The following is a 14,924-nucleotide window of genomic DNA, read 5'->3' on the forward strand; positions in this document are numbered from 1 at the left end:
CCACCGGGACGTGGGTCAGATGTCGGCGCGCAGCGGCTCTCCCACTTCATACATGTGGCGCAGCGCCTGGCGATAGGAGTCGACGAGACCGGTCTCGGTGAAGGGGATGCCAAGGCTTTCGCAGTGCGCCTTCACCATGGGCTGGGCGAGGCGCAGGTGGGGCCGCGGCATGCTCGGGAACAGGTGGTGCTCGATCTGGTAGTTGAGGCCGCCGAGGAACCAGTCGGTCAGGGCGCCGCCCTTGATGTTGCGCGAGGTGAGGACCTGGCGCCGCAGATGGCCCCACTTGTCGCCGTCCGGGTCGGGCATCTCCATGCCCTTGTGGTTGGGCGCGAAGGCCATCCCCAGGTGGAGTCCGAACAGGGCCTGGTGCAGTGCGGCGAAGGCGAGGGCGTGGCCGAGCGGCATGGTGGTCAGCAGCAGTGCCACGTAAGCGACGACATGGGCGACGAGGAGGGCGCCCTCGATGAGGCGCTCCCGTCCGCTCTGCCGCCGCAGGTCCTGGAAACCGGAGACCTTGAGGGCGAGCCCTTCGAGCAGGGTGAGCGGGAAGAACAGCCAGGCCTGGTGGCGGGTGAGCCAGCCGCGGAAGCCCACGCGCGTGGCGGCCTGTTCGCTGGTGAAGACGAGGACGTCGGCGGCGACGTCGGGGTCCTTCTCGATGTGGTTCGGGTTGGCATGGTGCCTGTTGTGCTTGTCGTTCCACCACGCGTAGCTCATACCGAGCAGCAGGTTGCCGTGGATCAGGCCGATGACGCGGCTCACGGACCGGTCGCCGGTGATCTGCGCGTGCCCCGCGTCATGGCCGACGAACGCCGTGCGGGCGCCCAGGACCGCCAGGACGGGCGCCAGGGCGAGGACCCACCACGAAGAGCCGATGAGAGCCATGCCGGTGACGACCGCGGCCAGTGCTAGGGCGTTGACCACGATGGTGCGTACGTACCAGCCGGTGCGCCGGTCGAGCAGGCCCTGCCCCTTGATGTCGCGCAGCAAGGGCGTGAACTCGCTGCCTCCTTCCGGCGGAGGCTGCCGTGCGCCGGCTGCTGCGGCGTTTTCCGGCAGGGGGACAACGGCCAAGGCCATGGCGGAACTCCGGTCTGTGGAAGGAAGGTGAGAGGGCGGTGGAGGCAGCGGGCCGCGAACCCGGACCGACCTGGAAAAACCTACGAACCGCGGACCTTGGTCGGCCATGGCGCCATCACCCGGGCACGACAGGGGGCCAGCCCACTCCGGCGGTGGGGCCAGCCCCACCCTTAGGGGTCAAGTGACCGAGAACACCTCCTGCAGGCGCCCATCCGGGTTGACTGCCGTGTACCCTCGCGTCTTCCAGGGCGAGTAGTCAAACTTGAGGAATACGAGGAAGCCGCCATCTCCGAGCACACGCATCCTGCACCCACTCTTGCCGAGACCGCCGAACTCGCCCGTTGCTGCGCGGTGTTCACGCCGGGCGACCCGGCGCGCACCTCGACCGTCGCCTTCTGGCGTCCGGACGGCGACGAACCGCCCCTGCCCGACGCGGGCAGCCGTGTGGAGCTTCCGCTGGCCCTGCCCGGGGGCGACGGGGTCGAGCTGGTGACCGTCGCCGCGGTCGCGCTGCCCGTACGGTCCGCGCTGCCGGTCCTCACACGCGCGCGTGCTGCCGCGCAGGCGGACCCGACAACGGCCTTCTGGGGCGCGGCCGCCCTGCTCGCGCTCCAGCTCGTCGCGCGGGGGCTCCTGCTGCCCGGACTGAGCACCGACGACCACGACGCATGGCGCGCCGGACCGCTGCGCCCCGCGGACCTGGAGCGGCTGCGGGAGCTCGCGGCGGCGATGCCCGCCGAGGCGCACGCGGTTGCGCTGGACGGCCCTGAGCCGCTCCGTCTGCAGGCGCCCGAGAAGCTGCTGCGCGCCTTCCTCGACGCGGTGGCCGACACTCTGCCCCGCTCCCCCGCCGCCGCGCTCGCCGCGGGCGCCCCCGCGTTCGCGGCACGGGCTCCGCGGCGCGCCCCCGCACTGCGCGCCTGGGCGGCCGACGTGGCCGCCGGGCACGACGCCGGGGTGCGGATCTCGCTGCGCGTCGAGGTGCCGGGACTCGCCCAGGTCACGGACGGCGAGACCCTGCTGCCGTTCCGCGCCGTGCCGCAGATGCACAGCGTCAGCGACCCGACGCTGGTCGCGGACGCGGCCCAGGTGTGGGCGGGTTCCGGTGCGGCGGGCAAGGCGTTCGGTTCGCGGGCCCGGATGGACGCGCTCCTGGCGCTGCGGCGCGCCGCGCGCGCGTGGGCGCCGCTCGCCCCTCTCCTCTCGGCGTCGGTCCCGGACGCCGTGGAGCTGGCCGACGACGAGGTCACCGAACTGCTCGGGGAGGGGGCCCGCGCCCTGTCGGCGGCGGGCGTCGAGGTGCACTGGCCCCGGGAGATGGCCCGCAAGCTGACGGCCCGCGCGGTGATCGGGCCGCCGCGGAACGACGGCCCGGACGCGCTCTCCTCGGACACCCCGTCGTTCCTGTCGGCCGACGCGCTGCTGGCGTTCGACTGGCGGTTCGCCCTGGGCGATCAGGAGTTGAGCCGCGCGGAACTGGACCGGCTCGCCGAGGCGAACCGTCCCGTGGTGCGCCTGCGCGGCCAGTGGGTGCTCATCGACCCGGTCGAGGCCCGCCGCGCCCGCGCGCACGAGGACCGCAAGGTGACGCCGGTCGACGCGCTCAGCGCCGTTCTGACGGGCTCCACGGAGATCGACGGCCGCCAGGTCGAGGTGCGGCCCACCGGCTGGCTGGCGACGCTCAGGGACCGCCTCGCGGACCCCGAGGGCCTGGACTCGGTCGGGCAGCCGGCCGCGCTCGCCGCCGACCTGCGCGACTACCAGCTGCGCGGTCTGAACTGGCTCGCCCGCATGACCTCCCTCGGCCTCGGCGCCTGTCTCGCCGACGACATGGGGCTCGGCAAGACGATCACGTTGATCGCGCTGCACCTGCACCGGCAGACCGCGCGGGAGACCGCGGGCCCCACCCTCGTGATCTGCCCGACATCCCTCATGGGCAACTGGCAGCGCGAGATCGAGAGGTTCGCGCCCGGCACCCCCGTACGCCGCTTCCACGGCGGCCGCCGGTCCCTGGAGGGCCTGGCCGAGGGCGAGTTCGTGCTCACCACGTACGGCACCATGCGTCTGGACGCCGCCCAACTGGCCGACCGGGGCTGGGGCATGGTCGTCACGGACGAGGCGCAACACGTGAAGAACCCGCACTCGGCCACCGCCAAGGAGCTGCGCACCATCGGCGCCCGCGCGCGCGTGGCGCTCACCGGCACCCCGGTCGAGAACAACCTCAGCGAGCTGTGGGCCATCCTCGACTGGACCACGCCGGGGCTCCTGGGCCGCCTCGGCACCTTCCGCACCCGCTATGCGAAGGCCGTCGAGGGCGGCAAGGACCCGGCCGCGGCCGAGCGCCTGGCCAAGCTCGTGGGCCCCTTCCTGCTGCGGCGCCGCAAGTCGGACCCGGGGATCGCCCCCGAGCTGCCGCCGAAGACCGAGACCGACCGGGCCGTGCCCCTCACCAAGGAGCAGACCGGGCTCTACGAGGCCGTGGTGCGCGAGACGCTCGCGGAGATCGCCGGGGCCGACGGTTTCGCACGACGCGGCCTGATCGTCAAGCTGCTCACCGCCCTCAAGCAGATCTGCAACCACCCGGCGCAGTACCTGAAGGAGGACAAGCCGCGCATCCCCGGCCGCTCCGGGAAGCTGGAACTCCTCGACGAGCTCCTGGACACGATCCTGGCCGAGGACGCCAGCGTCCTCGTCTTCACCCAGTACGTGCAGATGGCCCGCCTTGTCGAGCGTCACCTGGCACAGCGCGGCATCGCGTCGCAGTTCCTGCACGGCGGCACACCCGTCGCGGGCCGGGAAGCCATGGTGCGGCGCTTCCAGGACGGCGAAGTGCCCGTCTTCCTGCTCTCCTTGAAGGCCGCGGGCACCGGGCTCAACCTTACGCGCGCGGAGCACGTGGTGCACTACGACCGCTGGTGGAATCCGGCGGTGGAGGCACAGGCCACCGACCGCGCGTACCGCATCGGACAGACCCGGCCGGTGCAGGTGCACCGGCTGATCACCGAGGGCACCATCGAGGACCGCATCGCCGACATGCTGCTGCGCAAACAGGAGTTGGCCGACGCCGTGCTGGGGGCGGGCGAGTCGGCGCTGACGGAACTGACCGATGCCGAACTGGCCGACCTGGTCGAACTGCGAGGGGGCGCCCGATGAGCGACATCCACGACGAGCACGACCATGACGCGGCGATCACGGACCCGGACGAGGAGCGGACGTTCGCGGCGTTGCCCGCGGCGGCCGGGCGAAGCTTCGCCGAGACGTGGTGGGGGCTGGCCTGGTTGAAGGCCCTGGAGGACACGGCGCTCGACCTGCAGCAGCTCAAGGCGGGCCGCAGGCTGGCGCGTGCGGGGGCGGTCGGCGCCGTGTCGGTGCGTCCCGGCCGCGTCACCGCGGTCGTCGAGGACCGCGGCGGCGCCGTGCACCGCTCGGACGTGCTGCTGCAGCGGCTCGACGAGGACGACTGGGACCGCTTCCTCGGGATGGCCGTCGAGCGGGCCGGACACATCGCGGCCCTCCTGGACCGCGACATGCCGCCGCACCTCGTGGAGGACGCCGCCGCTGCCGGTGTCGAACTCCTGCCCGGCATCGGGGACCTGGAGCCGAGCTGTGACTGCGACGCCTGGGACCACTGCGCGCACACGGCCGCGCTCAGCTATCAGCTGGCACGCCTGCTCGACCAGGATCCGTTCGTGCTGCTCCTGCTGCGGGGTCGCGGCGAGCATGCGCTGCTGGACGAGATCCAGGCACGCACCGCCGCGCGCCCCGAAACGGAGGCCGTGGCGGCGCCCGAGGCGGAAGGCGTGGACGCGGCCGAGACGTACGCGTCCGCCTTCGTGCTGCCGCCGCTGCCCCAGCCGCCCGGACTGCCGGCCGAGCCGGGGGTTCCGCCGTCCCTGGACACGGAGACGGCTCCTCCGGGGGACACCGACGTCGCCGCCCTCGGTTTCCTGGGGAGGCAGGCGGCCGTGGAGGCACATCGGCTCCTGGCGGAAGCGCTCGCCGCTGGGCACGAGCAGCGCGCGCCCCGGCCGGAGCCGACCGCCGCGCAGGACGCCGTACGCCTGGCAGCCGGCCGGCCCGAGCGGCACATCGCCGAGCGGCTGGCCGAGAGCTCGGGCCGGGACCGCGAGGGCCTGGCGCTCGCGGTGCGCGCCTGGGAGCACGGGGGCGCCGCCGCGCTCACCGTCCTGGAGGACGAGTGGACCCCGGACCCGGAGAGCGCGGCACGCGCGCGTGCCGCGCTCGCGGCGGCCTGGGAACCGGACGAACAGCCCACGCTCAAGGCCGCCCGCGCCCGCTGGACCGTCTCGGGCGCGCCCGCCCAACTGCGCCTGGGCCGCGACGGACGCTGGTGGCCCTACCGCAAGGAGAGGGGGCGCTGGGCCCCCGCGGGCCCGGCCGCGTCCGACCCGGCGTCGGCGCTGGCCATGGCGCTGGAGGCGGGCGAGGAGTAGCGCGACGGACACGCGGGCCCGGCACGGCCGGGCCCGCACCGCCATCTCCTGCTCAGCGGATCGGCATGCCGGACAGGGTGCGGGCGATGACCAGGCGCTGGATCTCGCTCGTGCCCTCGAAGATCGTGTAGATCGCCGCGTCGCGGTGCATGCGCTCCACGGGGTACTCACGGGTGTAGCCGTTGCCGCCGAGGATCTGGATCGCCTGGGCGGTGACCTTCTTGGCCGTCTCGCTCGCGAACAGCTTCGACATGGAGCCCTCGGCGTTCTCGAACTTCTTGCCCGTGGTCGCCATCCAGGAGGCGCGCCACACGAGCAGCCGCGCGGCGTCGACCTGCGTGCGCATGTCGGCGAGCTGGAAGGCGATGCCCTGGTTGTCGATGATGGGGCGGCCGAACTGCTCGCGCGTCTTCGCGTACGCGAGCGCCTCCTCGTAGGCGGCGCGGGCGGTGCCGACCGCCATGGCGCCGACGGCCGGGCGCGACGCCTCGAAGGTCGCCATGGCGGCGTTCTTCACGCGCTCGCCGCCCTTCCTGGCCTTCTCACGCGCGCGGGCGAGGCGCTCGTCGAGCTTGTCCTTGCCGCCGAGCAGGCAGGAGCCGGGCACCCGGACGTTCTCCAGGACGACCTCGGCGGTGTGCGAGGCGCGGATGCCGTGCTTCTTGAACTTCTGCCCCTGGGACAGGCCCGGTGTGTTCGGCGGGACGATGAAGGAGGCGTGGCCCTTGGAGCCGAGTTCGGGGTCGATGGAGGCGACCACCACGTGGACGTTGGCGATGCCGCCGTTGGTCGCCCACGTCTTGGTGCCGTTGAGGACCCACTCGTCCTTGGCCTCGTCGTAGACGGCCCGGGTGCGCATGGCGGCGACGTCGGAGCCCGCGTCCGGTTCGGAGGAGCAGAAGGCGGCCACCTTGACGTCGTTCACGTCGCCGTACATCTGCGGGATCCAGGTGCCGATCTGCTCCTCGGTGCCGTTGGCGAGGACGCCCACCGCGGCGAGGCCCGTGCCGACGATCGACAGGGCGATGCCCGCGTCGCCCCAGAACAGCTCCTCCATGGTCATCGGGATGCCGAGGCCGGACGGGTCGAAGAACTGCTGCGCGTAGAAGTCGAGGGAGTAGATTCCGAGCTTGGCCGCTTCCTGGATGACCGGCCAGGGGGTTTCCTCGCGCTCGTCCCACTCGGCGGCCGCGGGGCGGATCACATCGGCGGCGAAGCCGTGAAGCCAGTCACGGACTTCCTTCTGCTCGTCGTTGAGATCCATTGTGAACTCGGCCATGACCCCTCCAGGACTGCGGACACTGCATAGGTTACTTACGGTAACAGGAGTCTGTTACCGACCAGTAGACCATGTCAACCTCCGAGCGCACGTTCGATACCGGTCCTGGCCCGGGTGTTACCTTTCGCGGTGCGTCGAGCAATCGCAAGGGCGGGGAGATCCTCATGGAGACCACACATCGGACCGATCAGCGCGCGGAACAGCAGCCCGCCGCGGAGCGTCGGCGGCGCGAGCTGCTCGAGGCCGCGGACCGCGTGGTGCTCCGGGACGGCCCGGGCGCCTCGATGAACGCGATCGCGGCCGAGGCCGGGATCACCAAGCCGATCCTGTACCGGCACTTCGGTGACAAGGGCGGCCTGTACGCCGCCCTCGCCACCCGCCACACGGACGCCCTGCTCTCCTCCTTGCGGGCCGCGCTCGACGCGCCCGCGCAGCGCCGTGAGCGCGTGGAGGCGACCCTGGACACCTACCTGGCCGCGATCGAGGCCAGACCCCAGGTCTACCGGTTCCTGATGCATCCGGCGGAGGGCTCGCCCGGCGACTCCGGGTTCGACGTGGGGCGCCACTCGGCGCCTCTCCTGCGCCGCATGGGCGAGGAGCTGGCGGAGGTCATAGAGGAGCGCGTCGATCTCGGCCCGGCCAGTCAGCAGCTCGCGCGCGTCTGGGGCCACGGGATCGTCGGCATGATGCACGCCGCCGGCGACTGGTGGCTCGGCGAACGGCCGTGCACGCGTGCCGAGTTGGTCCAGGGCCTCGCCGACCTGCTCTGGGGGCGGCTCGCCGCCGCGGGCGACAAGGCGGGCGGCCCCGGGTTCTGAGCCGCGGCCCCGGTTCCCGAACCCCGCGGCCCAAGCTTCTGAACCCCCGAGGGGGCAGGTCAGCGGTCCTTCGCCCAGGGCGCCCGTGCCGCCTGGCGCAGCACCCGCCGCCTGCGCCAGCCGGTGACCCGGTCCGTGTACGTACGGCCTTCGAGGTGGTCGCACTCGTGCTGGAGGCAGCGGGCGAACCAGCCCGTGCCGTGGATCACCACAGGTTCGCCGCTCACGTCGAAGCCCTCCACGCGCGCGTGGTCGAAGCGCGGCGTGCCCGCTTCGAGGCCAGGCAGCGACAGACAGCCCTCGGGGCCCCGGATCACGTCGCCGTCGGCCTCGGCCAGGCGCGGGTTGACGACATGTCCGATGTGGCGCACATCGTCGTCGTCCTCGCAGTCGTAGACGAAGACCTGGAAGGGCTCGCCGACCTGGTTGGCGGCGAGGCCGACGCCCTGGGCCGCGTACATCGTGGCGAACATGTCCTCGACGAGGCGCGCGAGCCCCGGACCGAAGTCCGTGACCTGTGCGCAGGGTTGATGCAGCAAGGGATCGCCGAGCAGCGTGAGGGGTCGTACGCGCCCGGAAGCGCCCTGGATCGAGCCGTGTCGCATGGCCGTAAGGGTACGGTCCCGGGAGCACCCCGATCCGCCGGTGGTGCCGGAGTTCGGGCTTGTCAGAGGATCTCGATAGGCTGAGGCCGGAAAGCGATGCCCGGGGCAGGCGCGGCGCCGTACGCAAGGAGGACCCAGGAATGTCAGGCAACTCGGAGTCGATGACTCCGCGGGCCAAGCTGGCCGTGACGGCCGGGAAGGCCGCGGCCGCGGTGTCACGGGCGGCGGGCCGCGGCAGCGGATCGGTGATCGGCGGCAAGGTCGCGCTCAAATTCGACCCCGAGCTGCTCGGACGGCTCGCGCAACACCTCGACGTGGTGCTCGTCTCCGCGACGAACGGCAAGACGACGACCACGCGTCTGATCGCCGAGGCGCTGCGGGCCAGCGGCCCGGTCGTCTCGAACGCGCTGGGCGCGAACATGCCGGCGGGTATCACCTCCGCCCTGGCCGGCGGCTCCGACGCCAAGTTCGGTGTCATCGAGGTCGACGAGAAGTACCTGGCGGGCGTCGCGCGCGACACCGCGCCCAAGGCGATCGCCCTGCTGAACCTCTCGCGCGACCAGCTCGACCGCGCCGCGGAGACCCGCATGCTCGCCGAGAAGTGGCGCGAGGGCCTGGCCGGCTCCAAGGCCATCGTGATCGCCAACGCGGACGACCCGCTCGTGGTGTGGGCCGCCTCCTCCTCGCCGAACGTGGTGTGGGTGGCGGCGGGCCAGGAGTGGAAGGACGACGCCTGGTCCTGCCCGGCGTGCGGCGGCGTGATGCAGCGCCCCGGCGACGACTGGTTCTGCGGCGAGTGCGGCTTCCGGCGCCCCACCGCGAGCTGGGCGCTGCAGGGCGACTACGTCCTGGACCCGCACGGCTCCGCCTGGCCGATCCACCTCCAGCTGCCCGGCCGCGCCAACAAGGCGAACGCGGCGTCCTCGGCCGCCGTCGCCGCCTGCTTCGGCGTGCCGCCGCAGGTCGCCCTGGAGCGCATGTACCAGGTGCAGGCCGTGGCCGGCCGCTACGACGTCGTGCAGTTCCACAACCGCGACCTGCGGCTGCTGCTCGCGAAGAACCCGGCGGGCTGGCTCGAAACGTTCACTCTGATCGACCCGCCGCCCACCCCGGTGATCCTGTCGGTCAACGCGCGCGGCGCGGACGGCACCGACACCTCCTGGCTGTGGGACGTCGACTACACGCGCCTCGCCGGCCACCCGATCTGCGTGATCGGTGACCGCAAGCTCGACCTCGCGGTCCGCCTGGAGGTCGCGAACCTGGAATTCCGGGTCTGCGAGACGCTCGACGAGGCGGTACAGATGTCCCCGCCCGGACGGATCGAGCTCATCGCCAACTACACCGCGTTCCAGGACGTCCGCCGCCGCGTGGGCAACTGACCGGACCCAGACGAGGATCAGCTAAGGATCATGAGCATGAGCGACAACAGCCTGCGTCTGGTGTGGGTCTACCCCGACCTGCTGAGCACCTACGGCGACCAGGGCAACGCCCTGGTCGTGGAGCGCCGCGCGCGGCAGCGCCGCCTCCAGGTCGAGCGGTACGACGTGCGCAGCGACCAGCCGGTGCCGACCTCCGGCGACATCTACCTGATCGGCGGCGGCGAGGACCGGCCGCAGCGCCTCGCGGCCGAGCGGCTGCGCCGTGACGGCGGTCTGCAGCGCGCGGTGGGCAACGGCGCGATCGTCTTCTCCGTGTGCGCCGGGTACCAGATCCTCGGCCACGAGTTCATCAACGACCTCGGTGAGCGCGAGCCCGGCCTCGGCCTGCTCGACGTCGTCTCCACGCGCGGCGAGGGCGAGCGGTGCGTCGGGGACGTACTGGGCGACATCGACCCCAACCTGGGCCTGCCTCCGCTGACCGGGTTCGAGAACCACCAGGGCGTCACGCACCTCGGCCCGTCCGCGCGGCCGTTCGCCCGCACCCGGATCGGCAAGGGCAACGGCACGGGGGACGGCACCGAGGGCGCCTTCAACGACACGGTGTTCGGTACGTACATGCACGGGCCCGTCCTCGCGCGCAACCCGCTGATCGCGGACCTGCTGCTCAAGCTGGCGCTCGACGTCAACGCGCTGCCCCCGGTGGACGACCAGTGGTACGAGGCGCTCCGCAACGAGCGGATCGCCGCCGCTACCGCTCAGCCCGCCTAGGCATCCGCCCCGCTCTGTCCGCCTGGCGGGTGCGGTTCGTTCATGGTCGCTCGCGCCGTTCCCCGCACCCCTTTAGGGCGCTCCCGCGCCCATCTGAGCGGGGGTGTCCATCTGGCGGACGGGCCTTCCGGTGAGGCCCAGGGGCGCCGATAAGGTAGCCGGAATTCAGCCGGACGGCGTGGTCCGGCCACCGGCCCACGTTTGCAAAGGTATTCCGGGCTTATGCGTATTGGTGTCCTCACCTCCGGCGGCGACTGTCCCGGGCTGAACGCGGTGATCCGTTCGGTCGTGCACCGTGCCGTCGTCGACCACGGCGACGAGGTCATCGGCTTCCACGACGGGTGGAAGGGCCTGCTCGAGTGCGACTACCGCAAGCTGGACCTGGACGCGGTGGGCGGCATCCTCGCCCGCGGCGGCACCATCCTCGGCTCCTCCCGCGTGCAGCCCGCGCATCTGCGGGACGGCGTGGAGCGCGCCAAGGGCCACGTAGCCGATCTCGGCCTTGACGCGATCATCCCGATCGGCGGCGAGGGCACGCTCAAGGCGGCCCGGCTGCTCTCCGACGCCGGTCTGCCGATCGTGGGCGTACCCAAGACGATCGACAACGACATCGCTGTCACCGATGTGACCTTCGGTTTCGACACGGCCGTCGGGGTCGCCACCGAGGCGCTCGACCGGCTGAAGACAACCGCCGAGTCGCACCAGCGAGTGCTGATCGTCGAGGTCATGGGGCGCCACACCGGCTGGATCGCGCTGCACTCCGGCATGGCGGCGGGCGCGCACGCGGTGGTCGTACCGGAGCGCCCCTTCGACATCGAGGAACTGGCCAAGAAGGTCGGCGAGCGGTTCGAGGCGGGCAAGAAGTTCGCCATCGTCGTCGTCGCCGAGGGCGCCAAGCCGCGGGCCGGCTCGATGGAGTACGACGAGGGCGGCAAGGACGTCTACGGCCACGAGCGCTTCGCGGGGATCGCACGCCAGCTCTCCATCGAACTGGAGCAGCGTCTCGGCAAGGAGGCGCGTCCGGTGATCCTCGGCCATGTGCAGCGCGGCGGCACCCCGACCGCGTACGACCGCGTCCTCGCCACCCGGTTCGGCTGGCACGCCGTGGAGGCCGTGCACCGGGGCGAGTTCGGGAAGATGACGGCATTGCGCGGCACCGACATCATCATGGTGCCGCTCGCCGAGGCCGTCGAGACGCTGAAGACCGTGCCCGCGGAGCGGTACGCCGAGGCGGAGTGCGTCCTGTAGCCGGAGTGCGTCCGTCAGCCGGAGTGCGTCCGGTAGCCACCTGAGTGGTCTGTTTGTCGTTCCTTTGAGCAAGCTGCCCCCGGCCGAGACCCCGGCCGGGGGCAGTTCTAGTCTGGTGGCGCACAATCCGTACGAAACGCGAGCAACAGGAGCCGGCGGATGGATCACAGCGGGCACGGCATGATGACGGATCTGCCGCCGTTCACGCTGGGGCGCGGCCTCGGCTGGTCGGCAGACCCCTTCTTCCTCGTCGGCTGCCTCCTGGCGCTCGCCCTGTACGGATGGGGCGTCGTCCGGCTCAGGCGGCGCGGTGACTCCTGGCCGGTGGCGCGGACCGTCGCGTTCGTCGTGGGTGTCCTGAGCGTCGGCCTCATGATGTGCACCAAGCTGAACGACTACGGCATGGTCATGTTCAGCGTGCACATGGTGCAGCACATGGTCATCAGCATGCTGTCGCCGATCCTGCTGCTCATGGGCGCGCCGATCACGCTCGCCCTGCGGGCGCTGCCGGTCGCGTCGCAGCGCGGCTCCAAGGGCCCGCGCGAGCTGCTCCTCATGCTGCTGCACAGCCGCTACATGCGGATCATCACGCACGCCGCGTTCACCATCCCGCTGTTCATCGCGAGCCTGTACGCGCTCTACTTCACGCCGCTCTTCGACTTCCTCATGGGTTCGAAGGTCGGGCACATCGCGATGATGGTCCACTTCCTCGCCGTGGGCCTGGTCTTCTTCTGGCCGATCATGGGCGTCGACCCCGGCCCGCACCGTCCCGGCTATGTGATGCGGATGCTGGAGCTGTTCGCGGGCATGCCCTTCCACGCCTTCTTCGGCATCGCGCTGATGATGGCGAGCTCGGCCATGGTCGGCACGTTCGACGATCCGCCCGCCTCGCTCGGCATCGATCCGCTCTCCGACCAGGTGGCGGCGGGCGGCATCGCGTGGGCGTTCAGCGAGGTGCCGTCCGTCCTGGTGCTGCTCGCGCTGCTCTTCCAGTGGAAGAAGTCCGAGGAGCGGCAGGCGCGCCGCAAGGACCGCGCCGCGGACCGGGACGGCGACCGGGAGCTGGCCGCGTACAACGCCTACCTGGCCTCGCTGAACGCGCGCGGACAGTAGCGCCACCACCCCCTCACGGGTGACTATGGCCTTCTGGCCGCGGTCCGGGCGTCGCACGGCGCGTACGCCGTCCGGGCTGCCGGGAGGAGCGTGCGTGATGCCCGGTTCCACGAAGACGATGGGTGTGTTCACCGTCGGCGGTCTGGTGGCCGTCACCGCCTACACGGCGGCGCTCGGCAGCAACGGCTGGCTGTGGTTCGGCTGGGTCGTGCTCGGACTGATCACGGTGGCGATGGTGGCCTCGCGCAGCGCATGATCCCGCGCGACGGGGGCACTGTGGGCACCCACGCGCGCGTGCTGCCGTCCTACTACGCATGGGGGAGGCGTTCGGCATGTTCTACCGGCTGCTCAAGTACGTGATCCTCGGGCCACTGCTGCGGCTGATGTTCCGGCCGCGGATCGAGGGGCTCGAACACATCCCGGAGTCGGGAGCGGCGATCGTCGCGGGCAATCACCTGTCGTTCTCCGACCACTTCCTGATGCCGGCGATCATCAAGCGGCGGATCACGTTCCTGGCGAAGGCCGAGTACTTCACCGGCCCCGGCGTCAGGGGGCGGCTGACGGCCGCGTTCTTCCGCAGCGCGGGCCAGATCCCGGTCGACCGCTCCGGCAAGGAGGCGGGGCAGGCCGCGATCCGCGAGGGGCTCGGGGTGCTGCGCCGCGGCGAGCTGCTCGGCATCTACCCGGAGGGCACGCGCTCGCACGACGGGCGGCTCTACAAGGGAAAGGTCGGCGTCGCCGCGATGGCGCTGAAGGCGCAGGTCCCGGTGGTGCCCTGCGCGATGATCGGCACGTTCGAGGCGCAGCCGCCGGGCCAGAAGATCCCGAACATGCGGCGGGTGACGATCCGGTTCGGCAAGCCGCTCGAATTCTCCCGGTATGCCGGGATGGACGGCGAGAAGGCCATACTGCGTGCCGTCACCGACGAGATCATGTACGCGATCCTCGAGCTGTCCGGGCAGGAGTACGTCGACAAGTACGCGGCGCTCGTCAAAGCGGAGGCCGAGGAGGCGACGGCGCGGAGGTTCCCGAGGATGCCCCTCAGCTGACCCGCTGTCCGCCCCGCACTCTGCGCTGAGCAGATTTCCTCGTCCCGCGCGCGTGGCTCGCCGTACGGTCCCGCTCATGAAGACGGCTTTGGTGCTCGGTGGAACGGGTCAGATCGGGCGTCCGGCGGTACGGGCGCTCGCGCGCGACGGCTGGGCGGTGACGGCGGCCTCGCGGGGTGGTGGCCGGGACGCGTCCTGGCCGGGCGAGGTGCGCGCGGTGCGGCTCGACCGGGACGACGACGCCGCGCTCGCGGAGCTGGTCGGCGACGGTGTCGACCTGGTCGTGGACATGGTGGCGTTCACGCGGGCGCACGGCCAACAGCTCGCGGCGCTCGCCGGAAGGATCGGCTCCGCGGTCGTGCTCTCCAGTGGCGCTGTCTACGAGGACGAGTGGGGCCGCGGCTTCGACACGCAGGAGGAGCCGGACGGCAAGCCGCGCTTCCCCGTGCCGGTGCCCGAGACGTGGCGGACGGTGGCGGCGGGCGACGCGACGTACGGGACGCGCAAGGTGCAGGTGGAGCAGGGCCTCCTCGCGCTCGGCGAGAAGCTGCCGACGACAATGGTGCGGGCAGGCGCGGTGTACGGGCCGCACTGCCGTACGCCGCGCGAGCTGTACTTCGTGAAGCGCAACCTCGATGGGCGCCACGCGCGCGTGCTCGCGTACGGCGGGGAGAGCCGCTTCCACCCGGCGAGTGCGGAGAACCTGGCCGAGCTGGTGCGGCTCGCGGCCGCCCGGCCGGGCTCGCGGGTGCTCAACGGCGCGGACCCGGACTGCCCGACGGTCGCCGAGATCGGCGTCATGATCGATGCGCTGATGGGGGTGGAGACGGAGACGGTCCTGGTGGACGGGGAGCCCCCGGCGCCGACGGTCGGGGACACGCCGTGGTCGCTGCCCCACCCGCTCGTCCTCGACATGAGCGCCGCGGAGCGGGAGCTGGCGTACCGGCCCGTCACGACGTACGCGCAGGCGCTCCCGGCGACGGTGGAGTGGCTGGCCGAGCGGTTGCGGCGGCAGGACTGGGTGGACGGTTTCCCGACGATGGTGGCGAACTACACGACCGGTCTCTTCGACTACGCGGCCGAGGACGCGTGGCTGGCCGGGCGAGGCTGAGGGCAAGAGCGAGCCCC

At 71.9% G+C, this 14,924-nt stretch carries 13 protein-coding genes; 10 read left to right on the top strand and 3 right to left on the bottom strand.

The window, feature by feature from the left end:
- Window positions 1–15 precede the first annotated feature (15 nt).
- A complete protein-coding gene (locus ACH4RC_RS21595; protein WP_398203226.1) occupies window positions 16–1,083 on the bottom strand; it encodes a fatty acid desaturase family protein in 1,068 nt (355 codons plus the stop codon).
- A gap of 351 nt (window positions 1,084–1,434) precedes the next feature.
- On the opposite strand from ACH4RC_RS21595, the gene ACH4RC_RS21600 reads away from it, so the two are divergent.
- Complete coding sequence (locus ACH4RC_RS21600) at window positions 1,435–4,236, top strand: DEAD/DEAH box helicase (RefSeq protein WP_398203229.1); 2,802 nt, start codon at window positions 1,435–1,437, stop codon at window positions 4,234–4,236.
- On the top strand, window positions 4,233–5,537 hold the full coding sequence (locus tag ACH4RC_RS21605; protein ID WP_398203232.1) for an SWF or SNF family helicase: 1,305 nt from the start codon (window positions 4,233–4,235) through the stop codon (window positions 5,535–5,537). Before ACH4RC_RS21600 ends, ACH4RC_RS21605 begins: the two co-directional genes overlap by 4 nt.
- A gap of 52 nt (window positions 5,538–5,589) precedes the next feature.
- Here the strand turns inward: ACH4RC_RS21605 and ACH4RC_RS21610 are convergent, their stop codons facing one another.
- Window positions 5,590–6,816 carry an acyl-CoA dehydrogenase family protein gene (locus ACH4RC_RS21610; RefSeq protein WP_398203235.1) on the bottom strand — a complete coding sequence of 409 codons (1,227 nt, stop codon included), beginning with the start codon at window positions 6,814–6,816 and terminating at the stop codon, window positions 5,590–5,592.
- Between the two features lie 164 nt (window positions 6,817–6,980).
- Here ACH4RC_RS21610 and ACH4RC_RS21615 point away from each other — a divergent pair, with 164 nt between their 5' ends.
- Window positions 6,981–7,634 carry a TetR family transcriptional regulator gene (locus tag ACH4RC_RS21615; RefSeq protein ID WP_398203238.1) on the top strand — a complete coding sequence of 218 codons (654 nt, stop codon included), beginning with the start codon at window positions 6,981–6,983 and terminating at the stop codon, window positions 7,632–7,634.
- A gap of 59 nt (window positions 7,635–7,693) precedes the next feature.
- On the opposite strand, the gene def is transcribed toward ACH4RC_RS21615, so the two are convergent.
- Window positions 7,694–8,239, bottom strand: coding sequence for a peptide deformylase (gene def, locus ACH4RC_RS21620; RefSeq protein ID WP_398203241.1), 546 nt, complete (start codon window positions 8,237–8,239; stop codon window positions 7,694–7,696).
- A 140-nt stretch (window positions 8,240–8,379) separates the two neighbouring features.
- Between def and ACH4RC_RS21625 the strand changes: the two genes are divergently transcribed.
- The 7 genes from ACH4RC_RS21625 (at window position 8,380) to ACH4RC_RS21655 (ending at window position 14,907) form a co-directional block, all read left to right on the top strand.
- The gene (locus tag ACH4RC_RS21625; protein ID WP_398203243.1) at window positions 8,380–9,618 is read left to right on the top strand and encodes a MurT ligase domain-containing protein; all 1,239 of its coding nucleotides are present in this window, start codon (window positions 8,380–8,382) and stop codon (window positions 9,616–9,618) included.
- A gap of 36 nt (window positions 9,619–9,654) precedes the next feature.
- Window positions 9,655–10,386 (top strand): glutamine amidotransferase, encoded by a 732-nt coding sequence (locus tag ACH4RC_RS21630; protein WP_361063278.1) that lies wholly within the window; start codon window positions 9,655–9,657, stop codon window positions 10,384–10,386.
- A 222-nt stretch (window positions 10,387–10,608) separates the two neighbouring features.
- Window positions 10,609–11,634, top strand: coding sequence for a 6-phosphofructokinase (locus ACH4RC_RS21635; RefSeq protein ID WP_398203246.1), 1,026 nt, complete (start codon window positions 10,609–10,611; stop codon window positions 11,632–11,634).
- Between the two features lie 159 nt (window positions 11,635–11,793).
- Window positions 11,794–12,747, top strand: coding sequence for a cytochrome c oxidase assembly protein (locus ACH4RC_RS21640; RefSeq protein ID WP_398203248.1), 954 nt, complete (start codon window positions 11,794–11,796; stop codon window positions 12,745–12,747).
- A 97-nt stretch (window positions 12,748–12,844) separates the two neighbouring features.
- Entirely contained in the window at window positions 12,845–13,003 is a 159-nt protein-coding gene (locus ACH4RC_RS21645) for a hypothetical protein (protein ID WP_398203251.1), read from the top strand.
- Window positions 13,004–13,079: 76 nt separating this feature from the next.
- A complete protein-coding gene (locus ACH4RC_RS21650; protein ID WP_398203584.1) occupies window positions 13,080–13,796 on the top strand; it encodes a lysophospholipid acyltransferase family protein in 717 nt (238 codons plus the stop codon).
- A 76-nt stretch (window positions 13,797–13,872) separates the two neighbouring features.
- Window positions 13,873–14,907, top strand: coding sequence for an NAD-dependent epimerase/dehydratase family protein (locus ACH4RC_RS21655; RefSeq protein WP_398203253.1), 1,035 nt, complete (start codon window positions 13,873–13,875; stop codon window positions 14,905–14,907).
- The last annotated feature ends 17 nt before the right edge of the window (window positions 14,908–14,924 follow it).

Source organism: Streptomyces sp. NPDC016845, assembly GCF_044332585.1.
Classification (GTDB): Bacteria; Actinomycetota; Actinomycetes; order Streptomycetales; family Streptomycetaceae; genus Streptomyces.

What these genes read in the sequence shown, in the direction of transcription:
- ACH4RC_RS21595 (WP_398203226.1), bottom strand. Translation starts at nt 1,083, where the DNA reads ATGGCCTTGGCCGTTGTCCCCCTGCCGGAAAACGCCGCAGCAGCCGGC.
- ACH4RC_RS21605 (WP_398203232.1), top strand. Translation starts at nt 4,233, where the DNA reads ATGAGCGACATCCACGACGAGCACGACCATGACGCGGCGATCACGGAC.
- ACH4RC_RS21610 (WP_398203235.1), bottom strand. Translation starts at nt 6,816, where the DNA reads ATGGCCGAGTTCACAATGGATCTCAACGACGAGCAGAAGGAAGTCCGT.
- ACH4RC_RS21615 (WP_398203238.1), top strand. Translation starts at nt 6,981, where the DNA reads ATGGAGACCACACATCGGACCGATCAGCGCGCGGAACAGCAGCCCGCC.
- def (WP_398203241.1), bottom strand. Translation starts at nt 8,239, where the DNA reads ATGCGACACGGCTCGATCCAGGGCGCTTCCGGGCGCGTACGACCCCTC.
- ACH4RC_RS21625 (WP_398203243.1), top strand. Translation starts at nt 8,380, where the DNA reads ATGTCAGGCAACTCGGAGTCGATGACTCCGCGGGCCAAGCTGGCCGTG.
- ACH4RC_RS21630 (WP_361063278.1), top strand. Translation starts at nt 9,655, where the DNA reads ATGAGCGACAACAGCCTGCGTCTGGTGTGGGTCTACCCCGACCTGCTG.
- ACH4RC_RS21635 (WP_398203246.1), top strand. Translation starts at nt 10,609, where the DNA reads ATGCGTATTGGTGTCCTCACCTCCGGCGGCGACTGTCCCGGGCTGAAC.
- ACH4RC_RS21640 (WP_398203248.1), top strand. Translation starts at nt 11,794, where the DNA reads ATGGATCACAGCGGGCACGGCATGATGACGGATCTGCCGCCGTTCACG.
- ACH4RC_RS21645 (WP_398203251.1), top strand. Translation starts at nt 12,845, where the DNA reads ATGCCCGGTTCCACGAAGACGATGGGTGTGTTCACCGTCGGCGGTCTG.
- ACH4RC_RS21650 (WP_398203584.1), top strand. Translation starts at nt 13,080, where the DNA reads ATGTTCTACCGGCTGCTCAAGTACGTGATCCTCGGGCCACTGCTGCGG.
- ACH4RC_RS21655 (WP_398203253.1), top strand. Translation starts at nt 13,873, where the DNA reads ATGAAGACGGCTTTGGTGCTCGGTGGAACGGGTCAGATCGGGCGTCCG.